Source organism: Bibersteinia trehalosi (assembly GCF_004346205.1).
Classification (GTDB): Bacteria; Pseudomonadota; Gammaproteobacteria; order Enterobacterales; family Pasteurellaceae; genus Bibersteinia; species Bibersteinia trehalosi.
Map to the genome: position 1 here is coordinate 152,739 of NZ_SMAM01000002.1, position 21,813 is coordinate 174,551.

Annotated in this window: 22 protein-coding genes and 1 other RNA gene; 9 read left to right on the forward strand and 14 right to left on the reverse strand. The window is 40.3% G+C overall.

What is annotated here, in order from left to right; all coding sequences use genetic code 11:
* Window positions 1-22: 22 nt before the first annotated feature.
* The 5 genes from nlpI to smrB form a co-directional block, all read right to left on the reverse strand.
* Entirely contained in the window at window positions 23-940 is a 918-nt protein-coding gene (nlpI, locus tag EDC51_RS02645; RefSeq protein WP_015432742.1) for a lipoprotein NlpI, read from the reverse strand.
* 64 nt (window positions 941-1,004) lie between these two features.
* The gene (gene pnp / locus EDC51_RS02650; RefSeq protein ID WP_131928101.1) at window positions 1,005-3,143 is read right to left on the reverse strand and encodes a polyribonucleotide nucleotidyltransferase; all 2,139 of its coding nucleotides are present in this window, start codon (window positions 3,141-3,143) and stop codon (window positions 1,005-1,007) included.
* A 182-nt stretch (window positions 3,144-3,325) separates the two neighbouring features.
* On the reverse strand, window positions 3,326-5,554 hold the full coding sequence (locus EDC51_RS02655) for an ATP-binding protein (protein ID WP_015432744.1): 2,229 nt from the start codon (window positions 5,552-5,554) through the stop codon (window positions 3,326-3,328).
* 11 nt (window positions 5,555-5,565) lie between these two features.
* Complete coding sequence (locus EDC51_RS02660; RefSeq protein WP_131928102.1) at window positions 5,566-6,429, reverse strand: EamA family transporter; 864 nt, start codon at window positions 6,427-6,429, stop codon at window positions 5,566-5,568.
* Between the two features lie 75 nt (window positions 6,430-6,504).
* Window positions 6,505-7,032 carry an endonuclease SmrB gene (gene smrB, locus EDC51_RS02665; protein ID WP_025289484.1) on the reverse strand — a complete coding sequence of 176 codons (528 nt, stop codon included), beginning with the start codon at window positions 7,030-7,032 and terminating at the stop codon, window positions 6,505-6,507.
* A gap of 88 nt (window positions 7,033-7,120) precedes the next feature.
* Between smrB and prmB the strand changes: the two genes are divergently transcribed.
* Together prmB and ppc are read left to right on the forward strand one after the other, a co-directional pair.
* The gene (prmB, locus tag EDC51_RS02670) at window positions 7,121-8,068 is read left to right on the forward strand and encodes a 50S ribosomal protein L3 N(5)-glutamine methyltransferase (RefSeq protein ID WP_015432747.1); all 948 of its coding nucleotides are present in this window, start codon (window positions 7,121-7,123) and stop codon (window positions 8,066-8,068) included.
* A gap of 207 nt (window positions 8,069-8,275) precedes the next feature.
* On the forward strand, window positions 8,276-10,909 hold the full coding sequence (gene ppc, locus EDC51_RS02675) for a phosphoenolpyruvate carboxylase (protein WP_131928103.1): 2,634 nt from the start codon (window positions 8,276-8,278) through the stop codon (window positions 10,907-10,909).
* Between the two features lie 81 nt (window positions 10,910-10,990).
* Here the strand turns inward: ppc and EDC51_RS02680 are convergent, their stop codons facing one another.
* The 3 genes from EDC51_RS02680 to EDC51_RS02690 all read right to left on the reverse strand — a co-directional run bounded on the left by EDC51_RS02680 (window position 10,991) and on the right by EDC51_RS02690 (window position 13,868).
* Window positions 10,991-11,725, reverse strand: a complete 735-nt coding sequence (locus EDC51_RS02680; protein WP_015432749.1) for a glutathione peroxidase — start codon at window positions 11,723-11,725, stop codon at window positions 10,991-10,993.
* A 268-nt stretch (window positions 11,726-11,993) separates the two neighbouring features.
* On the reverse strand, window positions 11,994-12,959 hold the full coding sequence (gene cmoB / locus EDC51_RS02685; protein WP_131928104.1) for a tRNA 5-methoxyuridine(34)/uridine 5-oxyacetic acid(34) synthase CmoB: 966 nt from the start codon (window positions 12,957-12,959) through the stop codon (window positions 11,994-11,996).
* Window positions 12,960-13,013: 54 nt separating this feature from the next.
* Window positions 13,014-13,868, reverse strand: a complete 855-nt coding sequence (locus tag EDC51_RS02690) for an acyl-CoA thioesterase (protein ID WP_131928105.1) — start codon at window positions 13,866-13,868, stop codon at window positions 13,014-13,016.
* Window positions 13,869-14,052: 184 nt separating this feature from the next.
* Here EDC51_RS02690 and ffs point away from each other — a divergent pair.
* An RNA gene (gene ffs, locus EDC51_RS02695) (signal recognition particle sRNA small type) lies at window positions 14,053-14,151 on the forward strand.
* A gap of 7 nt (window positions 14,152-14,158) precedes the next feature.
* On the opposite strand, the gene EDC51_RS02700 is transcribed toward ffs, so the two are convergent.
* Window positions 14,159-14,953 (reverse strand): MOSC domain-containing protein, encoded by a 795-nt coding sequence (locus EDC51_RS02700; RefSeq protein ID WP_015432752.1) that lies wholly within the window; start codon window positions 14,951-14,953, stop codon window positions 14,159-14,161.
* A gap of 80 nt (window positions 14,954-15,033) precedes the next feature.
* On the opposite strand from EDC51_RS02700, the gene xseB reads away from it, so the two are divergent.
* Window positions 15,034-15,258, forward strand: a complete 225-nt coding sequence (gene xseB / locus EDC51_RS02705; protein WP_015432753.1) for an exodeoxyribonuclease VII small subunit — start codon at window positions 15,034-15,036, stop codon at window positions 15,256-15,258.
* Complete coding sequence (ispA, locus tag EDC51_RS02710; RefSeq protein ID WP_131928106.1) at window positions 15,258-16,151, forward strand: (2E,6E)-farnesyl diphosphate synthase; 894 nt, start codon at window positions 15,258-15,260, stop codon at window positions 16,149-16,151. Before xseB ends, ispA begins: the two co-directional genes overlap by 1 nt.
* 60 nt (window positions 16,152-16,211) lie before the next feature.
* Here ispA and gapA read toward each other — a convergent pair whose 3' ends face one another.
* Window positions 16,212-17,231: a glyceraldehyde-3-phosphate dehydrogenase gene (gapA, locus tag EDC51_RS02715; protein ID WP_015432755.1), complete on the reverse strand. Its 1,020-nt coding sequence runs from the start codon at window positions 17,229-17,231 to the stop codon at window positions 16,212-16,214.
* Window positions 17,232-17,464: 233 nt separating this feature from the next.
* On the opposite strand from gapA, the gene msrB reads away from it, so the two are divergent.
* From msrB to EDC51_RS02730, 3 genes are read left to right on the forward strand one after another with little or no spacing between them, the layout of a single operon-like run.
* Window positions 17,465-17,857, forward strand: coding sequence for a peptide-methionine (R)-S-oxide reductase MsrB (gene msrB / locus EDC51_RS02720; RefSeq protein ID WP_409360069.1), 393 nt, complete (start codon window positions 17,465-17,467; stop codon window positions 17,855-17,857).
* Window positions 17,858-17,861: 4 nt separating this feature from the next.
* A complete protein-coding gene (locus EDC51_RS02725; RefSeq protein ID WP_170169262.1) occupies window positions 17,862-18,425 on the forward strand; it encodes a UbiX family flavin prenyltransferase in 564 nt (187 codons plus the stop codon).
* The gene (locus tag EDC51_RS02730; protein WP_015432758.1) at window positions 18,426-18,854 is read left to right on the forward strand and encodes a PNPOx family protein; all 429 of its coding nucleotides are present in this window, start codon (window positions 18,426-18,428) and stop codon (window positions 18,852-18,854) included.
* A gap of 60 nt (window positions 18,855-18,914) precedes the next feature.
* Here EDC51_RS02730 and EDC51_RS02735 read toward each other — a convergent pair whose 3' ends face one another.
* Window positions 18,915-19,511, reverse strand: coding sequence for a hypothetical protein (locus EDC51_RS02735; protein ID WP_131928108.1), 597 nt, complete (start codon window positions 19,509-19,511; stop codon window positions 18,915-18,917).
* A gap of 167 nt (window positions 19,512-19,678) precedes the next feature.
* Here EDC51_RS02735 and efp point away from each other — a divergent pair, with 167 nt between their 5' ends.
* Window positions 19,679-20,245, forward strand: coding sequence for an elongation factor P (efp, locus tag EDC51_RS02740; RefSeq protein ID WP_015432760.1), 567 nt, complete (start codon window positions 19,679-19,681; stop codon window positions 20,243-20,245).
* A gap of 51 nt (window positions 20,246-20,296) precedes the next feature.
* Here efp and EDC51_RS02745 read toward each other — a convergent pair whose 3' ends face one another.
* The 3 genes from EDC51_RS02745 to fdx all read right to left on the reverse strand — a co-directional run bounded on the left by EDC51_RS02745 (window position 20,297) and on the right by fdx (window position 21,808).
* The gene (locus EDC51_RS02745) at window positions 20,297-21,178 is read right to left on the reverse strand and encodes a D-alanyl-D-alanine carboxypeptidase family protein (RefSeq protein ID WP_131928109.1); all 882 of its coding nucleotides are present in this window, start codon (window positions 21,176-21,178) and stop codon (window positions 20,297-20,299) included.
* 94 nt (window positions 21,179-21,272) lie between these two features.
* Window positions 21,273-21,467, reverse strand: a complete 195-nt coding sequence (iscX, locus tag EDC51_RS02750) for a Fe-S cluster assembly protein IscX (protein ID WP_005711410.1) — start codon at window positions 21,465-21,467, stop codon at window positions 21,273-21,275.
* Entirely contained in the window at window positions 21,467-21,808 is a 342-nt protein-coding gene (gene fdx, locus EDC51_RS02755) for an ISC system 2Fe-2S type ferredoxin (protein ID WP_015432763.1), read from the reverse strand. The genes iscX and fdx overlap by 1 nt, the downstream gene beginning before the upstream one ends.
* Between the last annotated feature and the right edge of the window lie 5 nt (window positions 21,809-21,813).

Here is a 21,813-nt window from a genome sequence, read left to right on the forward strand (position 1 = left end):
TTGTTTGTCCTAGTCATTCCCGCTAATTTTTCTCAACAACGGGATCAATTTGAGTTGCTCGTAATTGAGCAAGCTCAAACAAGGCAAAACGATACTCAACAAAGTTATAAACCTGGTTTGCGGCAGCTAAACGAAAGAAACTCTTAGCGTCATTGATTAGCCCCATTTTGAGTGTTTGTTTTGCAAGATAGAAGTATGTTTCAGTTAAAATTTCAGCATATTGTGCAGTATTTGCTTCTGCTTGTGCTTCCATTTTGTAACGGAGTTGATCTAAGGTAAATTTACCCAAAATATAATCAACGATATTACTTCCCCAAAACTCCTTCGAAAGCCCGTAAGAACGCGCAATTAAATTCTCTTTTGCTGTTCTTGGACTTAATTCAAGTTCATTAAAATACAGCCATAAAACCCGATAAGGATCGGTTTTATCCGCTGCATAAAATCGTTCAAAATCACGCTGTGCTTGCGCATAGCGTCCACTGTAATAAAACAGCAACCCGCGATTTAAGCGAGCATAATCATAATTTTGGTCTAAATCCAGTACGGCATTAAACGCATCAACAGAGCTATCGTAGTCGTCGTCTAGCAGTAAATAAAGCCCTAAATAGTTATAAGCGGCAGCCATTTTAGGGTTATACTCAACCGCCAAACTAAAATCATTTCTTGCTAATGACCATAATCCTAGACTGTCGTAAATAACGCCTCGTTCAAAATGCAATTCTGCACGCTCACTGTTGCGCAGTTCAGCTTCTTGTAATACTTGGCTGAGTCGCACCAGCATCACCTCTTGCTCAAAACGGAGCTGTGGGCTGACTTCTGATAGTGGTAAGCGATTCGGAGCAATTAAATCCGTATTTCGATTTACACAGCCACTTAGCAAGAGCAATGTAAATAAATTAAATAACCAAAAGTGGAAATTGAACAACTTAGCAAGCTGCATAAAAAACCTTAGGTTGTGATTAAATTTAAATCCCCCCTAAATCGGGGGGATTGAATTTATTATATTATTCAACGATATCTGATTGAGAATTTTCTTGCTCAACAGTTTCTGTTTCTGCTGCGGCATTTAAATCTTTCATCGTTAAACGGATTCTGCCTTGACGGTCAATTTCCACCACTTTCACTTGCACCTCTTGACCGACACTGAGGTAATCAGACACACGTTCTACACGAGTATCTGTGATTTGCGAAATGTGTACCAAGCCTTCTTTGCCACCTAAAATTGAAACGAATGCACCGAAGTCCACCACACGGGTTACTTTACCGTTATAGATTTGGTTTACTTCCACTTCGGCAACGATCTCTTCAATGCGAGCCATTACCGCTTTCGCTGCATTACCGTCAGTTGCGGCAATTTTCACTGTACCATCATCATCAATGTCAATAGAAGTATTGGTCTCTTCGGTTAAAGCACGAATTGTCGCACCGCCTTTACCAATCACATCTTTGATTTTCTTCGGATCGATCTTCATGGTGTGAATGCGTGGCGCATAGTCAGAAATATCTGCACGAGGCGCCGGAATGGCTTGTTCCATCACGCCTAAAATGTGCATTCTTGCACCTTTCGCTTGGTTTAAAGCAATACGCATAATTTCAGGAGTGATCCCTTCAATTTTAATATCCATTTGCAGTGCTGTTACACCAGTGCGGGTTCCTGCTACTTTAAAGTCCATATCGCCTAAGTGGTCTTCATCACCTAAAATATCGGAAAGTACTACGAATTTCTCGTCTTCTTTCACGAGTCCCATTGCGATACCCGCAACCGCTGCTTTGATTGGCACACCTGCATCCATTAACGCAAGAGAAGCACCACATACAGATGCCATTGAAGAAGAACCGTTAGATTCGGTGATTTCAGACACCACTCGCACTACATACGGGAACTCTTCCGCAGTTGGCATCACCGCTAACACACCTCGTTTTGCTAAACGACCATGACCAATTTCACGGCGCTTTGGTGAGCCGATACGACCAGTTTCGCCCACAGAGTATGGAGGGAAATTGTAGTGGAATAAGAAACGATCGGATTTTTCGCCGGTTAATTCATCAATGATTTGTGCATCACGTTCTGTACCTAATGTTGCTACAGCTAATGCTTGGGTTTCGCCACGAGTGAAAAGTGCAGAACCGTGAGTGCGTGGTAATACGCCAGTGCAAATATCTAAGGCACGCACGGTATCAACAGTACGACCGTCAATGCGTGGTTCGCCCGCAATAATACGGCTACGCACGATTTGGCTTTCTAATGCCGTGAAAATATCAACGATAGCGCCTTCTGAAATGGTTTCATCTTCGCCAATGATTGCTGCAATTGTTTCTGCTTTAATTGCATCAATTTGTTCATAACGCACTTGCTTTTCAACGATACGGTACGCATCACCTAAACGAGTTTCAGCTAATGCTTTCACTTTATTAATTAAATCGGTATTTGGTTCTGGTGCAACCCAATCCCAACGTGGTTTGCCTGCTTCTTTCACAAACTCTTTGATATTTTCAATCACCACTTGTTGCTGTTCATGACCAAACACCACCGCTGCAAGCATTTGTTCTTCAGTTAAAATATCTGCTTCTGATTCCACCATCAATACGGCTTTATCTGTACCAGCAACCACTAAATCTAAGCGGCTGATTTTTTGTTCACTAGTCGTTGGGTTTAATACTAATTGATCGTTAATAAAACCAACACGAGCTGCGCCGATTGGGCCATTAAATGGTACACCTGATAAAGAAAGCGCTGCCGATGCACCGATCATTGCCACTAAATCTGGGCTAATTTGTGGATTCACTGACATTACGGTTGCAATGACTTGGATTTCGTTAAAGAAACCTTCAGGGAAAAGTGGGCGAACAGGACGGTCAATCAAACGAGCAACTAAGGTTTCACCTTCTGATGGTCTGCCTTCACGTTTAAAGAAACCACCAGGGATACGACCTGCTGCATAGGTACGTTCTTGATAATCAACTGTTAAAGGAAAGAAATCTTGACCTTCTTTTACGTCTTTTTTCGCAACCACAGTCACGAAAACCGTGGTGTCGTCCATACTTGCCATGACGGCAGCAGTTGCTTGACGACCAATAGCCCCCGTTTCCAAGGTTACGGTATGCTGACCGTATTTAAATTGTCTTACAATAGGATTAAGCATAATAAATTCCTGTTAAATTGCTATAAGTTATATCGTTTTATCTTCCTAAAAATTGCGACTAGCAAAAATATCCTTAATAAAAATACTTTTGATAGCCGCCTTCTAATACTAGGAAACAAAACTGGCACATTATACAGAATAATCGGCTAAAAATCGCAATTTATTTGAATTTTGTTGAGACTTTATTCCATTTTTGTTACCCATTGAATCGCCGACTCTAAATCTGTACGCCATTGCGTAACGATCTGAGTCACCCAATCATTAATGCCTTGCTGCCAATTTTCACCATTATCTGTTTGCGCTAACTGTGCAATAGCTTGCAATTTCGTTAATCCGACCGAGGCCAATGCCCCTTTAATTTTATGCGCTTCGTCAGCGGTTTGTTTACGCCGTTTTTCATCGCCTGTTTCTTGCCAAACTTTTAGATTATGTTCCAAACTATTCACATAATCAGGCATTAATTTAGAAAATAATTGGAAATTCGCTAATACCCCTTCCTTGCCCATCACTTCAATTAGTTCACCTAATAAACGCTCATCAAAGATTGCATCTAAGGATAATTGTTCGCTAGCAAGCGGTGCTTTTTCTGCAGTATTTTCCCAAAATTCTTCACCGAAATAGTAATTCAAACATTCCGAAAGTGCTTCAATAGATAATGGTTTACGCAATACATCATCCATACCCTGTTGTTGATACTCTTCTTTTGTTTGAATAATATTTGCAGTTAATGAGACTAATAGTGGTAAATAATCAACTTCACCTTGCTCATAACGTTGGCGTAAATTCTGGGCAATTTCAAATCCTGTCGTATCTGGCAATTGGATATCTAGCAAGATTAAGTCATAACTATTCTGAGCAAATTTTTCATAGGCTTCCGCGCCTGTCATCGCGACATCGACTTCGCAGCCAAATTTGTCCAGCATTGCTTTTGCTACCACAACATTTACTTCAATATCTTCAACCAGTAGCACTTTCAGTGAATGAGGTTTAATCTTCACATTTTGTGTGCCATCTGCAATATTTGCCTGAATCGTCAAGGTAAAGGTTGAACCTTTACCTAGCTCACTTTCCACTGTGATATCTCCCCCCATTAGCCTTGCAATACGTTTTGAAATTGCTAATCCAATACCGCTCCCTGCTGCCTTGCGCTGGTCAGCGCTTTCAGCTTGATAAAACATCGCAAAAATTTTACGTTGTTCATGCTTGGCAATACCAATCCCCGTATCGTGTAAAATAAAGCCAAAGTGGTCTTGATCATAACGCACAACATTTAAAAAGACAGAACCACCAGCTGGGGTAAATTTGACTGCATTACTCACTAAATTCCATAAAATTTGGCTTAAGCGTGCATTATCGACCACAATAAATTCAGGTAGATCATCAGCACAAGCAATATGAAATTTCAATTTTTTCTGTTCTGCCATTAAATTCGCAAAGTGGCTGATATTGCTGATAATTTGTGAAAATTCCACTTCCGTTTTAAATAGTTCAATACGACGACTATCAATTTTCTCTAAGTCGATAATATCACTAAAGATATGCCCAAGAGACACTGCACTGACATTAATTGTTTTTAAGTATTCACGCTGCTGATTAGAAAGTTCACCTTCAAGCAAAATGCGGCTTAAACCAATGATGCCGTTAAGCGGAGTGCGTAATTCATGACTAATCGTTGCCATAAGGCGAGTCTTATCTCGGCTGTTTTTTTCAATCACTTCCTGATACCGTTTACGCTCGGTAATATCGCGACCAAATCCCATAATACAATGGCGATCTGTAATACGATCGTAGTAAGGCACTTTACGAATTTCAAAGCAAGCTAGTTTATCATTAGGAAAACGAATCCACTGCTCATACGTTAATACCGTATTTGTTTTTAATGTATCGCGATCCGTATCCGTCATTAATTTCGCATTTTCTGGCGTAAATAGCTCTTGGGGTGTACAACAAAGGATTTCCTGCTTTGATTTACCCGTTAGAATTTCCATTGCGTGATTGCAGCCTAAATAACGCCCTTCTCCGTCTCGGTAGAAAATTAAATCGGGCGAGGCATCAAAAAATGAGCGTAAAAACTCGGCTTGCTGCTCCAATTCTACATTCAAACGCGCATCTGCTTCTCGTAGAATAGAAAGCTCATCAAGCGATTTTTCTAAACGCGCCCTAGAACGCTCGAGTTTTTCCACAATTAAATTAAAAAAGTAGATCACAAAAGGTGCAGAACATAAACCAAAGACCATTGAGCGAATAATGTCTTTAGCTGGAATATGCCCTGTAAATAAAAAGCTCAAACAACATTGTAAAATAATGGCAAAGGAAGAAATAAAGACAAAGCCCCACATCGCTGAGCGGACTTTCCCCAACCTTAACACCCAATTCACATAATCTTGAGCATACTGTTTGATGCTTTTCATTTTTTTATTCCTTAGCGCCAATAGAATAGGCACACAATTGCAACTATTGCGACCACAACACCCGTATAATTAATTTTATTGATTTTTTCTTTGAAAATTAATGCGCCAATCAATGTGCCTAAACAAATTACACCAAGGTTCATGCCAGTAAATACCAACGTTGGATCATCTTTCATTGCTTGATGGGCTTTAATATAGAAAAGGATATTGCCGAAATTTAATGTCCCTAACAGCAAGCCTACCGCCACACTTGGAATATGCCATTGTGTGCGTTTTAATAAGAGGTAAATAAACATTAAACATGCTGCAAAGATAAAAGAAATCACTAAAGTAAGCGAAAATGCTGAACCCGTTTTCGCCATCTGCTTAAATAAAATATCATTCACGCCATAGCCAACCCATACTAACGCTAAGCTAATAACGGCAATCATTCCTCCTTTTTCCATTCCTTGCTGACTACGCCATAGTAAACAGCCCAGAGCAATAAAGGCAAGCACAAGTGCAACTAATTTATTGCTGGTTACAGCTTCACCAAATAGCGTAAATGCCGCTAAAATCGGTAGAAATAGCGATAAGCGCTGAGCGGCATCGGTACGAATAATCCCTGCATATTCCAACGCTTTAGCTTGAATTAAAAAAACACTCGGTAATAAAAAGCCTAAAGCAAAAAAGATATAAGACGAAGGATTTGTCTGCACAATTTCCATAATGCTCTGCCCATTGAAATCAGGCTTAAGTAAGGCAAAAGTCAAACTAATAGCAACCAGATAATTAACCGCAATACTTTGATCGATTGCAATCCCTTTCTGTCGTGCAACTTTAATTAATACACCAACAGTAACGCTACATAAAATAGCTAAAATAAGTTCTAACATTGATTCTCCTTTATAAAGGTATATTAAGATTTCCTGAACACGAAATTTTGCAAAAAAAGGCAAAAAATTGACCGCTTATCTACGTGTCTCCGGGGTTTCCGGTTGTTCAACTAAAATCAAAATTGCTGCATCACCGCCCCACTCTCTCGGTGCTTGATGTAAAGCAATCACTTTAGGGTGCTGAACTAGCCAACGTGGAATTTGATTTTTTAAAGCTCGAGTGCCGTAGCCTGTCATAATGCTGGCGCAATAAATCTGTTCTCGCTCACATGCCATAATTAAACTTGCCAGCTCTTTTTTGGCTTGCTCACGGGTTAAACCATGTAAATCTAAAAATAACTCCGGCGAAAAATCCCCACGACGGAGTTGCTTTAAAATATAAGGATCAATATCTTCACGTAGATAGCGAACCTTCTCATCAACCTCGTGTAACAATGGCTCATATTCATCAGAAAAATAAAATAATGTATCTGCCTGCTCTTTTAACTGACGAATTTCACTTACCTTCCCCTTAATTTCGTTTTTAGGCACAAAGGTATCTTGCTTAATCTGTTTTGTTCCTTTCACTGCGTCACGAAACAGTGAAAAATCATCTTCTTGCATATTCTTTCCTCTTAAATTCAAGGGCGGCATTCTATCACAACTCAAAATATGATATAAATCCGCAAATTTATCATTTGGAATTCATTTTATGTTTACACACAATCTTGAGCTGTTAGATGAAATTCAGCAATCACCGGTAGCCGATGATCTTAGCTCCGTACTTGATATGATGCGCTGGGCATATAGTTATTTTAACTCATCGGATCTCTATTATGGTCATGGGCATGATAATGCTTGGGACGAAGCAAACCAATTAGTTTTAACTGCACTCGCACTACCTATTGATGTGCCCGAAAGTTTATATCAAGCTCGCTTAACGCGAGTAGAAAAAGAACGTATTGTTGCAATGGTTGAGGCTCGCTTGGGTTTACGTAAACCCGTAGCATATCTGACTAATTCAGCGTGGTTCTGCGGTTTAGAATTTTATGTTGATGAGCGGGTAATCATTCCTCGCTCGCCGATTGGTGAACTGATTCAACAAGGTTTTACTGGCATTTTACCTGCCGAGCCAAAACGCATTTTAGATATGTGTACCGGCAGTGGTTGTATTGCTATTGCTTGTGCGGAGCGTTTTCCTCACGCAGAAGTCGATGCTGTTGATCTCTCTTTTGATGCGCTAAATGTTGCCGAAATCAATATCGAACGCCACAACTGTACTCACCGCGTTTTCCCACTACAATCCGATCTTTTCCAGAATTTACCTCAGGATCGCTACGATTTAATTGTGACCAATCCGCCCTATGTAGATCAAGAAGATCTTGATGACATGCCCGAAGAGTTTCACCATGAACCCGAATTAGCACTAGGCTCTGGTTTTGATGGTTTAGATATTACCAAGCGTATTCTTGCGCAAGCAGCAGATTATCTCTCTGAAAATGGCGTGTTAGTATGTGAAGTCGGCAATAGTATGGTGCATTTAGTTGAACAATTCCCAAGCGTTCCCTTCCATTGGTTGGAATTTAAAAATGGCGGTTTGGGGGTATTTAGCCTGACCAGAGAGCAATTAATTGCTCATCGAGCTTTATTCCAAGCATAATGTTACTGTACGTTTTTCAGCAAGGCAGAGATAAATTTGACTTGTGATAAAAATAGCTAATTTATTTCATAAAATAAATTAAATGGCGTTGCGAGTACAAGGTTTTCGTTATATCTTGTTCCCATAAAACAAGCGGTTATTTTTGGTAAATTTTTTGCTAAAAAGGGCCGCTTGTCACAGTTTGTTAATTTTTAAAGGAACTTGATTATGGACCAATCCATTCGCAGTAATATTCAAATGCTTGGCGATTTTTTAGGAGAGACTATCCGTGATTCGCAAGGCAATGACATTTTAGAGCTGATAGAAAATATCCGCATTCTCTCGCGCGATTCTCGCCATGGAGATGAGCAAGCTCGGGAAAAGCTCCTTGATATGCTGGCAAACATTGCAGATGATAACGTTATTCCCGTGGCCCGAGCCTTTAGCCAATTCCTTAACCTCACCAATATTGCTGAACAATACCACTCTATTTCGCGTAATAATCAACAAAAAGTAGATACTCTAGGACGTTCACTCGGTGCACTCTTTACTCGTTTAAAAGCACAAAACGTTCCAGCCGAAAAAGTGATTGCAACAGTCAATAAATTACTCATTGATTTGGTTCTCACTGCCCACCCAACAGAAGTGACCCGCCGTTCATTAGTGAATAAACACGTAGAAATAAACCGCTGTTTAAGCCGTTTGGAGCATAATGACTTAACTGAAGCAGAAACGACAAAACTTAAACGCCGTCTCTTGCAATTAATTGCTCTGGCTTGGCATACTAATGAAATTCGCACTCAACGTCCAACCCCAGTTGATGAAGCCAAATGGGGAATGGCCGTTATTGAAAATAGTTTATGGAAAGCCGTACCTGATTTTTGTCGCCAAATCAATCTTCAACTCGAAAAACACTTTGGAGTGCAATATTCTGTAGAACTCGCGCCCGTCCGCTTCTCTTCTTGGATGGGTGGAGACCGCGATGGAAACCCATTCGTTACTGCGCAAACGACTCGTCGTGTGCTACAAATGCAACGCTGGAAAGCGGCTGAACTATTCTTAGAAGATATTCGTGGGCTATCCGATGAACTTTCTGTGGTGCAATGTACGCCTGAGTTCCGCGCAAAATATGGTGATCATTTAGAACCCTATCGCGTGGTAATTAAAGCATTACGTACTAAATTAATAAAAACCGTTGCCTATTATGCTGAATTGTTGGAAGACCGCCCGCTAACTATTCGTCAAGATGAAATTTTGACCGATGATAATCAGCTTTGGGAGCCACTCTATGATTGCTACCAATCACTGCATCAGTGTGGTATGCGCATTATTGCTAACGGGGCTTTGCTCGATTGTCTGCGCCGTATCCGTTGCTTTGGTTTAGGGCTGTCGCGTTTGGATATTCGTCAAGAAAGCACACGTCATGCTAATGCTATTGGCGAAATTACACGTTATATTGGCTTGGGCGACTATACGCAGTGGACAGAAGAAGATAAACAGGCCTTTTTAGTGCGTGAGCTCAGTTCTCGTCGCCCATTGATTCCAACCGATTGGACACCATCCGCTGAAACACAAGAAGTGCTAGATACCTGCAAAGTAGTTGCTGAGCAAGCACAAGGCACGATTTCTGCTTATGTTATCTCTATGGCTCAAGAAGCCAGCGATGTATTAGCTGTGCACTTGTTACTCAAAGAAGCCGGTTGTAAAGCCAATATCCCTGTCGCACCATTGTTTGAAACCTTAGACGATCTAGAACGTTGTGAAAGCGTGATGGAGACCTTATTCTCAATTGGTTGGTATCGTGGTGTTATCAATAACTACCAAATGGTGATGATTGGCTACTCCGATTCTGCCAAAGATGCGGGAATGCTAGCTGCCTCTTGGGCACAATATAAAGCACAAGAAGCTCTCGTAAATTTATGCGAGAAATATCATATTGAGCTCACCCTCTTCCACGGACGTGGTGGCACTATTGGTCGTGGTGGCGCTCCAGCACATGCGGCTCTTCTCTCTCAACCTCCAAGATCACTCAAAAATGGTTTACGTGTGACCGAGCAAGGCGAAATGATTCGCTTTAAACTTGGCTTACCAGGCGTGGCTATTGTCAGCTTAGATCTTTATGCTAGTGCGATTCTTGAGGCAAATCTCTGCCCTCCACCAGAACCAAAACAGAGTTGGCGCAATGTCATGGAACAAAGCGCAGCAACCTCTTGCGAAATCTATCGTGGTATTGTACGAGGCGAGCCTGATTTTGTACCATACTTCCGCGCGGCTACACCTGAGCAGGAACTCTCTAAGCTACCGCTGGGATCTCGACCGGCTAAGCGTAATCCTAATGGCGGGGTAGAAAGCTTACGTGCTATTCCATGGATCTTTGCATGGATGCAAAACCGCTTAATGTTGCCAGCATGGCTGGGGGCAGGTAAAGCACTGCAACAATTAATTGAGCAAGGTAATGAGACTTTGCTCAAAGAGATGTGCGCTCAATGGCCATTCTTCTCAACTCGTATTGGTATGCTTGAGATGGTATTTAGCAAAGTTGATTTATGGCTTGCTGAACATTATGATCAACGTCTAGTACCAAGCCATTTACACCGTTTAGGTAAAGAATTACGTAGCCAATTGCAAGCAGATCTACAAACGGTATTATCACTCTCGCACGATGGTCAATTGATGGCGGATCTCCCTTGGGTGGCAGATTCGATCGCTTTACGTAATGTATATACTGATCCACTTAACCTTCTTCAAGTTGAGTTACTTCATCGCTTACGTAGCCAAGGTGACAGCGCTGACCCAGCTCTTGAGCAAGCCTTGATGATCACTATTACAGGGATTGCTGCAGGTATGAGAAATACAGGCTAGCATACTATTTTGCAAAAATGTAAAAAGCCCGCTTGATTAATTACAAGCGGGCTAAATTATGCGATTTTTTACAAAATCAGATTACTTGGCAAAATGCGCAACTAAATCGTCGTAACCACCAATATGCTCACCACCGATAAAGACTTGTGGTGCAGTGCCTCTGCCTGTGATTGCTCGTACAGAGATAGAGCTCGCATCTTTACCTAATACGATTTCTTCAAAAGTAAAACCTTTCTCTTTTAATAAGGCTTTCGCTTTAGCACAGAATTGGCAACCTGGTTTGGTGAAGATAGACACTGATGGTTTTTCCACCCAAGTTGGATTTAAGTATTTCATCATCGTGTCGGCATCAGACACTTTGAATGGATCGCCTGGCTCCTGTGGCTCAATAAACATTTTTTCCACTACACCATCTTTCACCAGCATAGAATAACGCCAAGAACGCTTACCAAAGCCTAAATCTTCTTTGCCTACAAGCATGCCCATGCCTTCGGTAAATTCACCATTACCGTCTGGAATTACAATCACATTCTCAGCTTCTTGATCCGCTTTCCAGGCGTTCATGACAAAAGTATCATTTACTGACATACAGATAATGCCATCAACACCAACAGCTTTAAATTCGCATGCTAATTCATTATAACGTGGTAAATGCGTTGAAGAACAAGTTGGCGTGAATGCCCCCGGCAGAGAGAAAACGATCATCGTTTTGCCTTTAAATAATTCATCCGTAGTGACATCAACCCACGCATCACCTTGGCGAGTATGGAAAGTGACATTAGGGACTTTTTGACCAGTCATATCTTTTAAAGACATATTTCTTTCTCCTAAATTAAAATAAAAATGTGAGAGAAGTGAATAACACAGGTAACGATTTTTTACACTACTATGCGTTAGCCACTCAAAATGAAAAGCAAAAACTTGCCGTTCATGTATAAATACAGAACGGCAAGTTTTAACTTAAGGACTATTGTACTATTTTTGAACGTCTTGTAAAGTCTAGCAGCGATTGATAATGTAAATTCATTAGCAACAACAGCCGATTTTTGCTGTCACGAACAAAAATTCGCTTGTCTAGTACGCTTTAACGATTTTCAGCAATAATCACCGCTCGCTTCGGCGCAGGATAACCTTCTATCGTTTTGCTGTGATCAGCTGGATCTAAGAAATCCACCAAACTCTCGTTTTCCAACCATTCGGTTTTACGTTGTTCTTCTAATGTTGTCATCGCTTCATCAACACAACGCACATTTTTAAAACCCACTTTCTCAAGCCAATTAATTAACGCCGGCACTGATGGAATAAAATAAACATTTTTCATTTTCGCATAACGATCTGCTGGCACTAAAACATCATGAACATCCCCATCGATCACTAGCGTCTCCAGCACTAATTCACCGCCTCTTACCAACTGATTTTTCAATTGTACAAGATGATCTAACGGCGATTTACGATGATAAAGCACGCCCATGGAAAATACGGTATCGAATGCATGTAGCGGCTGCATTTGCTCAATTCCTAAAGGGATTAAATTTGCTCGGCGATCATTACCTAATAATTTGCGCACAGCTTCAAATTGGCATAAAAATAACTCGGTGGGATCAATCCCCACAACCATCTTAGCCCCTTCTCCAACCATACGCCACATATGATAGCCACTGCCACAACCTACATCTAACACCGTGCGATCTTTTAATGGTGATAAATGCGGCAGAACGCGATCCCATTTAAAATCAGAACGCCACTCTGTATCCAGATGCACCCCATGTAAGTGGTAGGGGCCTTTTCTCCATGGCATTAATTGCTTTAAATGGAATACCAAACGTTGCATTTCACCATGACTTAATGGCTCAGCCAATTTGGCTTCTACTTTATCGCTCAAGTTAATTTCTACTTTAGCATCTGGTAAAAACTCTACGACTTTTGCCCATTTTGTATAATCACCATGTGTCTGTTTTTCCCATTGCTTTAACTGCAAAGGTAAAGTTTCTAGCCACGCAGACAAATTTGTTGTCGCAATTTGCTGATAAAAAGGACGGAAATCGATCATAGTTTTTCTTTTCTTAAAATAACAAATAGCGAATTTTATCGGAAATCTGCCAATTTAGATAGGGCGGATTAACCCCTCTTGGCTATAAGTCGCTACCAATTTACCGTCTTGGCTAAATACTTGTGCACTTGCTAATCCTCTTGCTCCACTCGCATTGAGACTTTGAATATCAAAAAATAACCATTGGCTAAAATCAAATTCACGATGAAAACGAATACTGTGATCAAGTGTAGCAAAACGAACTTTTTGCTCAAAGACACCACATTCATGCGGATGCAACATGGTTGTAATACAATGAAAATCTGAAAAATAAGCCAGTAAACACTGCTGTAAACGGCGATGACTAAGCACACCATTCGTTTTTACCCACAATTGTTGCTCTGCCGGTAATTGCTGCCCTTGGAATGGATTATTTGGATATTTTAAGCGCACATTGAATGCTCGTTCTGAATTAAATAGAGGACGTAAATGCTCTGGCAACATCGTTGCCATTTGTGCAAGTAAATCAGCTTCAGAATAAAATTGTTCCGGTTCCTCCATCTCTGGCACCGCGACTTGATGCTCAAAGCCTTGTTCATCAATATGGAATGAAGCAGTAACTCTAAGTAGTGTCTCACCCCCTTGTTTTGCCGTCACAGAGGCAGCTGTAAAACTATTTCCCTCATGCAATAATTCTGTTTCATACACTATCGGCAATTTGGCAGAACCTGCTCGCAGAAAATAGGCATGGCAACTATGTAACCAACGCTCTTCGCTAACCACTGCCATTGCCGCAGCTAACGATTGAGCCAATACTTGCCCACCAAAAACTTGTGGTAGCCCTAAGTCTTGGCTTTCGCCCTGAAAAATACCATTGCCTAAAGGCTTTAAACTGAGAAGTTGAATGAGTTGTGTAAGTGCTTGAGACATATTGCTTTCCTGAAAAAACTAAAAATGTCATTTTAGAGCAAGTAAACATAACAAGCGGTCGGATCTGTCAAATTTTTTGCAAATTTTAGTGTAAATTTAAGCGCTTGCTATTTTTTAACTTGTTTTATTAGAATAAATCACTATAATCCAAGGTCTTGCATTCTTATGCAATCCAATGGGGGCGTTTTTGGTTCTTCGCAATGGCGTTCGGTTTACTTGGTCAGGTCCGGAAGGAAGCAGCCAGAATCGAAATTGCCGTGTGCCGAAGGTTAGCTGGAAACGCCCCCACCTTATATCTCCTCGCTACGGATAACTTGAAGCCTATCACCAACACGTACAATACCACTATTCTGGGGAATAAGATGAATCCCAAAAATTGGTTTACCTCGCGCATTCGTATGATGCGTTTTCAATGTTCTAAAAGGCTCTACATGCGGATTCAGTTCATGGGTTTGTAAATCACGGGTGATCATCACGCAACGAGTACAATGTTGTGCAAATTCAAACATCACTTCACCTATCTGAATTACTCGCCATAGTTCTTCTGCAAAAGCTGTCTGCCCATCAATCACAATATTTGCTCTAAACTGTGCCATTGCCACCTCTACTGGTGCCCATTGCTGAATTTGATGCAATGATTTCTGTGAGCAAAGTAAAATAGGGTTACTATCCGCAAAACTCATCGGCTTAGCCATTGCAGTAAGCTGACGTTGTGATTCTACACCTAACCAACGTAATTGTACCTCACGTTGAAAAATGCTACTCAGCCAGTGATTAACTTGGGTATCAGCAATATAAGACAGAAAAACCTCCCCCCAAACTTCACACGGCTGCATTTGCTTGAAATCCGCATAACGAACAACATACTGAGTTTGCTGATAGCAAAGTACTATCCCCTGAGGAATAGGCAATACAGAAAATTGATAAAGTATCTTATCTTTACGGGCAGTCACAAAAGTGCCATCTAATTCCGTAATCATAAATTCACGGTCAAAACTCAAGCCTTGTGCTTGCACAAAAACTTGTTGAACAGAATATGCCTGCGCAGATTTTAAAGGAAATAAATTTAATTGGGTAACTTGCATAACACAAAAATTGGTAGCTGGATAGTTTCTATTTTATGCTATCATTTACGCTAAATTCTATCAAAATATAAGGATACATCATGGCTAAGAAACCAACTCAAGATTTTGAAAGCACATTAAAAGAATTAGAAGAAATTGTCGCGCGTCTAGAAAGTGGCGATCTGCCGTTAGAAGAAGCATTGAGTGAGTTTGAAAGTGCAATAAAATTAGTTCAACAAGGGCAAGAACGCTTACAAAAAGCCGAACAGCGTATCCAAATTTTATTACAAAAAGATGAAAATGCAGCATTAGTGGATTATCAATAATGAACTATCAACTTTCTTATGATTTGAACAATTGTCAAAATCGCGTAAATGAAGTATTGGCAAAAAAATTACAAAATTATACCGCTTGTAACACCCCTTTAATTGAAGCGATGTCATACGTGGTGCTGCTTGGTGGCAAGCGAATTCGCCCTTTTCTTATCTATGCAACAGGTAAAATGCTTAATGTTCCACTAGCAAAATTAGACTGCTCTGCAGCGGCAATGGAGGCCATTCATGCTTATTCGTTAGTCCATGATGATTTACCAGCAATGGATAATGATAACCTCCGCCGCGGTAAACCAACCTGCCATATTGCATTTGATGAAGCTACTGCGATTTTAGCGGGCGATGCACTCCAAACTTTTGCTTTTGAAATGCTCTCAGCCGATTCCTTGTTATCTCCCACGGAGAAAGTCGCTCAAATTCAGTGTCTTGCCAAAGCAGCAGGCGCGGCAGGAATGTGTCTAGGGCAAAGTCTAGATTTGCAATCGGAACATAAATCTATCTCTTTAGCTGAATTAGAACTTATCCATAGAAATAAAACAGGAGCATTAATTGTTGCTTCTGTGATCATGGGCTTTAATCTTTCCTCATATGCAAATAATGCTCAACTTAGAGATAAATTAATGCAATATGCGCAAGCAATAGGTTTAGCCTTTCAAGTACAAGATGATATTCTTGATGTTATTGGTGAAAGTGAGAAGATTGGTAAAGTTGTGGGAAGCGATCAAGCCTTAGATAAAAGTACCTATCCAAAATTATTAGGACTAGAGGGCGCTCAACAGAAAGCAGAAAAGCTCTACCAAATAGCCTTGCATGCTTTAGCCGATATGCCTTTTGATACAACTGCTTTAAGTGCATTAGCTGAATTTATTGTTAAACGAGATAATTAATTGAATAGGAAAAAGGCTGGGAAATCCCAGCCTTTATTTATTTTGTTTCTAGTAGCTTGATTAGCCTTTGTAGTTGTGAACGTGCGCAACTAAGTCTAATACTTTGTTAGAGTAACCAGTTTCGTTATCATACCAAGAAACTAATTTCACGAAAGTATCTGTTAATGCAATACCCGCATCTGCATCAAATACAGAAGTTTCTACTGCGCCATTGAAGTCTGTAGATACTACTGCATCTTCAGTATAACCTAAAACGCCTTTTAATTCGCCGTTGAAAGTTTTACCTTCTGCTGCATCTTTAATTGCTTGTTTGATTTGTTCGTAAGTTGCAGGTTTTTCTAAGTTTACAGTTAAGTCAACTACAGATACGTTTGCAGTCGGAACACGGAATGCCATACCAGTTAATTTACCGTTTAATGCTGGTAATACTTTACCTACTGCTTTCGCTGCACCAGTTGAAGATGGGATGATATTTTGTGATGCACCACGACCACCACGCCAGTCTTTAGCAGACGGACCATCTACAGTTTTTTGCGTTGCTGTAGTTGCGTGAACAGTTGTCATCAAACCTTCTTTGATACCAAAAGTTTCGTGAATAACACGTGCAAGTGGCGCTAAACAGTTTGTAGTGCAAGATGCGTTAGATACGATATCTTGACCTGCATAGGTGTTGAAGTTTACACCGTTTACAAACATAGGAGTGTTGTCTTTAGATGGACCAGTTAAAACAACTTTTTTCGCACCTGCGGTGATGTGCTTACGCGCAGTTTCATCAGTTAAGAAGATACCCGTTGCTTCAACTGCAACATCAACACCAATTTCATCCCATTTTAAATTTGCAGGATCTTTTTCAGCAGTTACACGAATTTCTTTACCGTTTACAACTAATTTGCCATCACGTACTTCAACAGTACCATCGAAACGGCCGTGAGTTGAATCGTATTTCAGCATATACGCCATGTAATCAACATCGATTAAGTCGTTAATACCAACTACTTCGATGTCATCACGGTTTTGTGCTGCACGGAATACGATACGACCGATACGACCGAAGCCGTTAATACCAATTTTAATTGCCATAAGCATTTTTCCTATTTTAAAGTTAAACAAAAAACTTTTTCTGGATACAATTGGGAACGAATCCCAAACAGAAAACGGTTCGGATTATAGCACAATGTTCCCTATACCTGACAAGACAAAACCGTAAGGGAATGAAAAATGTTCTGATTTATATCAAATTTAAAAAATCACTTTATAGCCAAGCTAAAACAGTAGAAAATAATCAAACCGAATAAAAAACATAGCAATTTATTATGAAAGCACTTAGTCAGCTGACAGAAAAACAATTTGAGATCTGTATTAAACATGGCACAGAAAAACCATTTAGCGGCAAATTTCTACATGAAAACCGTCTAGGAATCTATCGTTGCGTACGTTGTCACAATCCTTTGTTCTATTCTGATACCAAATTTGACGCAGGCTGTGGCTGGCCAAGTTTTTATCAAACAGTTGCCGAAGATTCGCTACGCTACTTAGATGATTATAGTTTAGGGGTTCACCGTGTTGAAATTCGATGCGGTAAATGTGATGCACACATGGGGCATGTTTTTCCTGCTGGGCCAGCACCAACAGGCTTACGTTTTTACCTTAATTCTGTGGCATTAAACTTTAAAGTCGATGCAACAGGTGAAGAGATTGATGGATAAGCTAATGAAAAATAGGATTATCATTGGAATCAGTGGCGCAAGCGGTTTTCAATATGGTTATAAAGCATTAGAGTTATTAAAGCCGTTTGATCATATTGAAACACATTTAGTCATGTCGAAGGGAGCAAGTTTAACCCGAGAGTATGAAACAAACTACCGTAAAGAAGAGCTGCTCTCTCTCGCGGATATCGTCCACCCCATTCATAATTTAGCTGCTAGCATTGCAAGCGGTTCATTTAAAACACTAGGCATGCTAATTGCACCTTGTTCTATGCGCACGCTCGCTTCGGTCGCAAATGCGTTGAGTGATAATTTACTCACACGTGCTGCCGATGTCACACTCAAAGAACGCCGTCGCTTAGTTTTAATGGTGCGAGAAGCCCCGCTCAATTTAGCGCATCTAGACAATATGCGTAAAGTCACAGAAATGGGAGGCATTATTTTTCCCCCAGTGCCTGCATTCTATCAACAACCTAAAAATATTGATGAAGTTGTGACACATAGTGTTGTAAGAGCATTGGATCTATTCGGGCTTGATATCAATATGCCACGCTGGCAAGGCAAATAAATGAAAAATACCATTCCCCAAGAGATTTGCACCTTTATCCAAAACAACCATGTTGTTAGTATTGCTTGCCAAGCAGATGAACAACTTTGGAGCGCAAGTTGCTTCTACGCATTTGATGCAGTAAATAATCGTCTTATTATTCTGACTAGTCAAAATACGCAGCATGGTTCATTAATGCAAAAACATCCCAAAATCGCGGGGACGATTGCTGGACAACCCTGCCTAATATCAGATATAGAAGGTGTGCAATTCCAGGCCATTGCACAGATATTACCGAAAAATGAACAAGAAGAAGCCTTAGCTATTTATTATCGCCGACATGCTTACGCGCAAAGCATGACAAGTGACGTCTGGCAAATCCGCTTTACCCGCATCAAATATACTTCTAATAAAATCAGCTTTGCTGAAAAATTGGAATGGCTATCTTGATAAAGAAAAAACCGCCTTATTAAAGACGGCTTTTGTTGCTAGGACTATTAGGCATTCAACTTATTGAGTAATAATGCATTGCGCTGGCGCATTAGTTCTATCTACCATTAATGTTGGAGGAAGTTGTGTATGTGCAGCGCTGACAAGATATTGCACTCCATTTAAGCAATAACGTAAATAACCCTGAGTTTTTTCAATTAAGAAAGGATCATTTTGTGGGTCAATTGCCTTAAACGCTGGCACTTGCGAAGTATTCATCGTGGCCTGTTGTACCTGTTCGGTCAGCTGTTGCATAGGCTCGGTTTGATTTTGTTGCTGAGCTTGAGCTTCACTTGGCGAAAGCATATCACTTAATAAATAACCTGCCATCGCCCCTGTAGCAAAACCGGCTAAACGATTACCTTGTGGCTGAATCTGCGCGTTATTATTTGGCATAGCCTGTTTCGGTGGCGTATTATTAAAATCGGCATCGGCTTTTTGTTGCTGATTTTGCGCAGTTTTCTGTTGTTGTGTTTTTTGTGTGGAAGCAGGTTTTCTTACTGCTGGCATACTACGTACAGGGCTACTGAAACCACGTTTTGCTTCGACATCTTTTGATACAGTTAATGCAGAGAATGACAAAGCGAAAACCGCCGCTAACGTCATGATTTTGTTCATTTTCACTCCTAATTAAATCAATTTTGCAAAAATTTATGGCTTTTTGACCTCTTGCAAATAAAAGGTTCTGCATTATACCCGAAAAATTTTAAATCTTGGCTGATTTTGATGTATCATATACACCTTTTTGAAACCGCCGATCAGGCATTCTATTTTTAAGGAAAATTATGGCTAATTACAGCACTACAGATTTCAAACCGGGTTTGAAATTTATCCAAGATGGTGAACCTTGCGTCATCGTGGAAAACGAATTTGTAAAACCAGGTAAAGGTCAAGCGTTTACCCGTACTAAAATCCGTAAACTTATCTCTGGTAAAGTATTAGAAATCAACTTTAAATCAGGCTCTACTGTTGAAGCAGCTGATGTTGTAGATTATAACTACAACTACTCTTACACCGATGGTGATTTCTGGTACTTTATGCACCCAGAGACCTTCGAACAAATCTCTGTCGATGAAAAAGCATTAGGTGATAACGTAAAATGGTTAGTAGATAACGCAGAATGTATCATTACCTTATGGAACGGTTCAGCGATTTCTGTTACTCCACCAAACTTCGTAGAATTAGAAGTAGTTGAAACCGATCCAGGTTTAAAAGGTGACACTGCTGGCACAGGTGGTAAACCTGCAACATTAAGCACTGGTGCTGTTGTTCGTGTACCATTATTCGTACAAATTGGTGAAGTTATCCGTGTAGATACTCGTACGGGTGAATATAAAGAGCGCGTGAAATAATTCATCCTCAACAAAAACGCCCTGTTCAACTAGCTTGAACAGGGCGTTTTTTTATCCTTCATAGCTACGGTATGGATTTGCTTGACACTGATATTTTGCCAACATTGATTCTGTAAAACTAGTTCTTGCCGAAGTACTACTATTATTTAAGCTAACTACACCAATACGCTTGCCATTACAGCTATTGCGAGCAATAAAAGCAAGATTATAACCAGCTTCTCGCGTAAACCCCGTTTTACTTACTAAAGCCGGATAACTCTGCTCTCGCACCATACTATTAGTATTACGCATTGCTAAGTTTTGTCCCGCCGCATATACACTTACTGCAGGGGAATTTGATAACTGCTGAATCTGTGGTTTACTTGCCGCATAGCCAGATAGCTTGGCTAAATCAGACACCGTCGAAACATTATTTGCAGACAAACCAGAGCTATCTTCAAAATAGGTTTGCATCATTCCCAACTCACGAGCTTTACTGTTCATACGCGCAATAAATTGCGCTTTACTTAAGTGTGTCGCATGAGCAAGGGCATGCGCAGCATAATTATCTGAGCGAACAAACATCGCTTTTAATAACTCATTACAACTGATATTGACATTTTTAGGCAGAGGGCTAGTTGTACCTTTGATAAAATCGGCATCTGACGGTAGAATCTGAGTTTGGCATGCATGACCTCGCTTATTCTCTTCTAAAAATACCACCGCAGTCATAATTTTCGTCACTGAAGCAATTGGCCGCACAAGATTTAATCCTTTACCTTCTAAGAATTTTTTTTGGTTCAGATCAAATACAACATAAGCAGAGTTATCTGCAGGCAAATAAGCGGCCGTCGCTTTAATACGTGGCACTGTTTTTTTGGTATTTTTACTCGGCTGGGAAGAACAACCTGCTAATAACGAAGCAACAAGAAAAGGAAGGAAAAATTTTTTCATTCGGGTTAAAAGAAAATTACGAAAGTGAGAATTCTAGCATCTCCGAGGAAAAGCCTAAAGAAAAACCGCAAACTTTTGTTTGCGGTATCATATATTACTCGTATTCTTCCAACCAAATGGTCAAAATCGCTTCTAAAATATGTTCATTAGACGCTTCGGGATCATCATCAAAATCTTCCATTTCGCAGATCCATTTGTGCATATCAGTAAAACGTACGGTGGTTGGGTCTAGATCGGGATTCATATCGTAAAGATTTTCCGCAATCATTCTCACATCAGTCCATTTCATTAGTGCGCCGCCTCATTTGCGTGATTTAAGTTATATTTTGGAATTTCAACCACTAAATCTTCTTCACCAACAATACATTGGCAAGACAGACGACTGTCCATCTCTAATCCCCAAGCTTTACTGAGCATATCTTCTTCTTGCTCGCTTGCCTCATTCATCGAATCAAAACCTTCACGGATTACAACGTGACAAGTAGTACAAGCACAAGAACAGTCACAAGCGTGATGGATTTCCACCCCTGCTTTATGTGCAATCTCTAATAAATTATCCCCAGGATTGGCTTCAATCACCATACCTTCTGGACAAAATTCATGATGTGGTAAAAATACAACTTTTGGCATTTTGG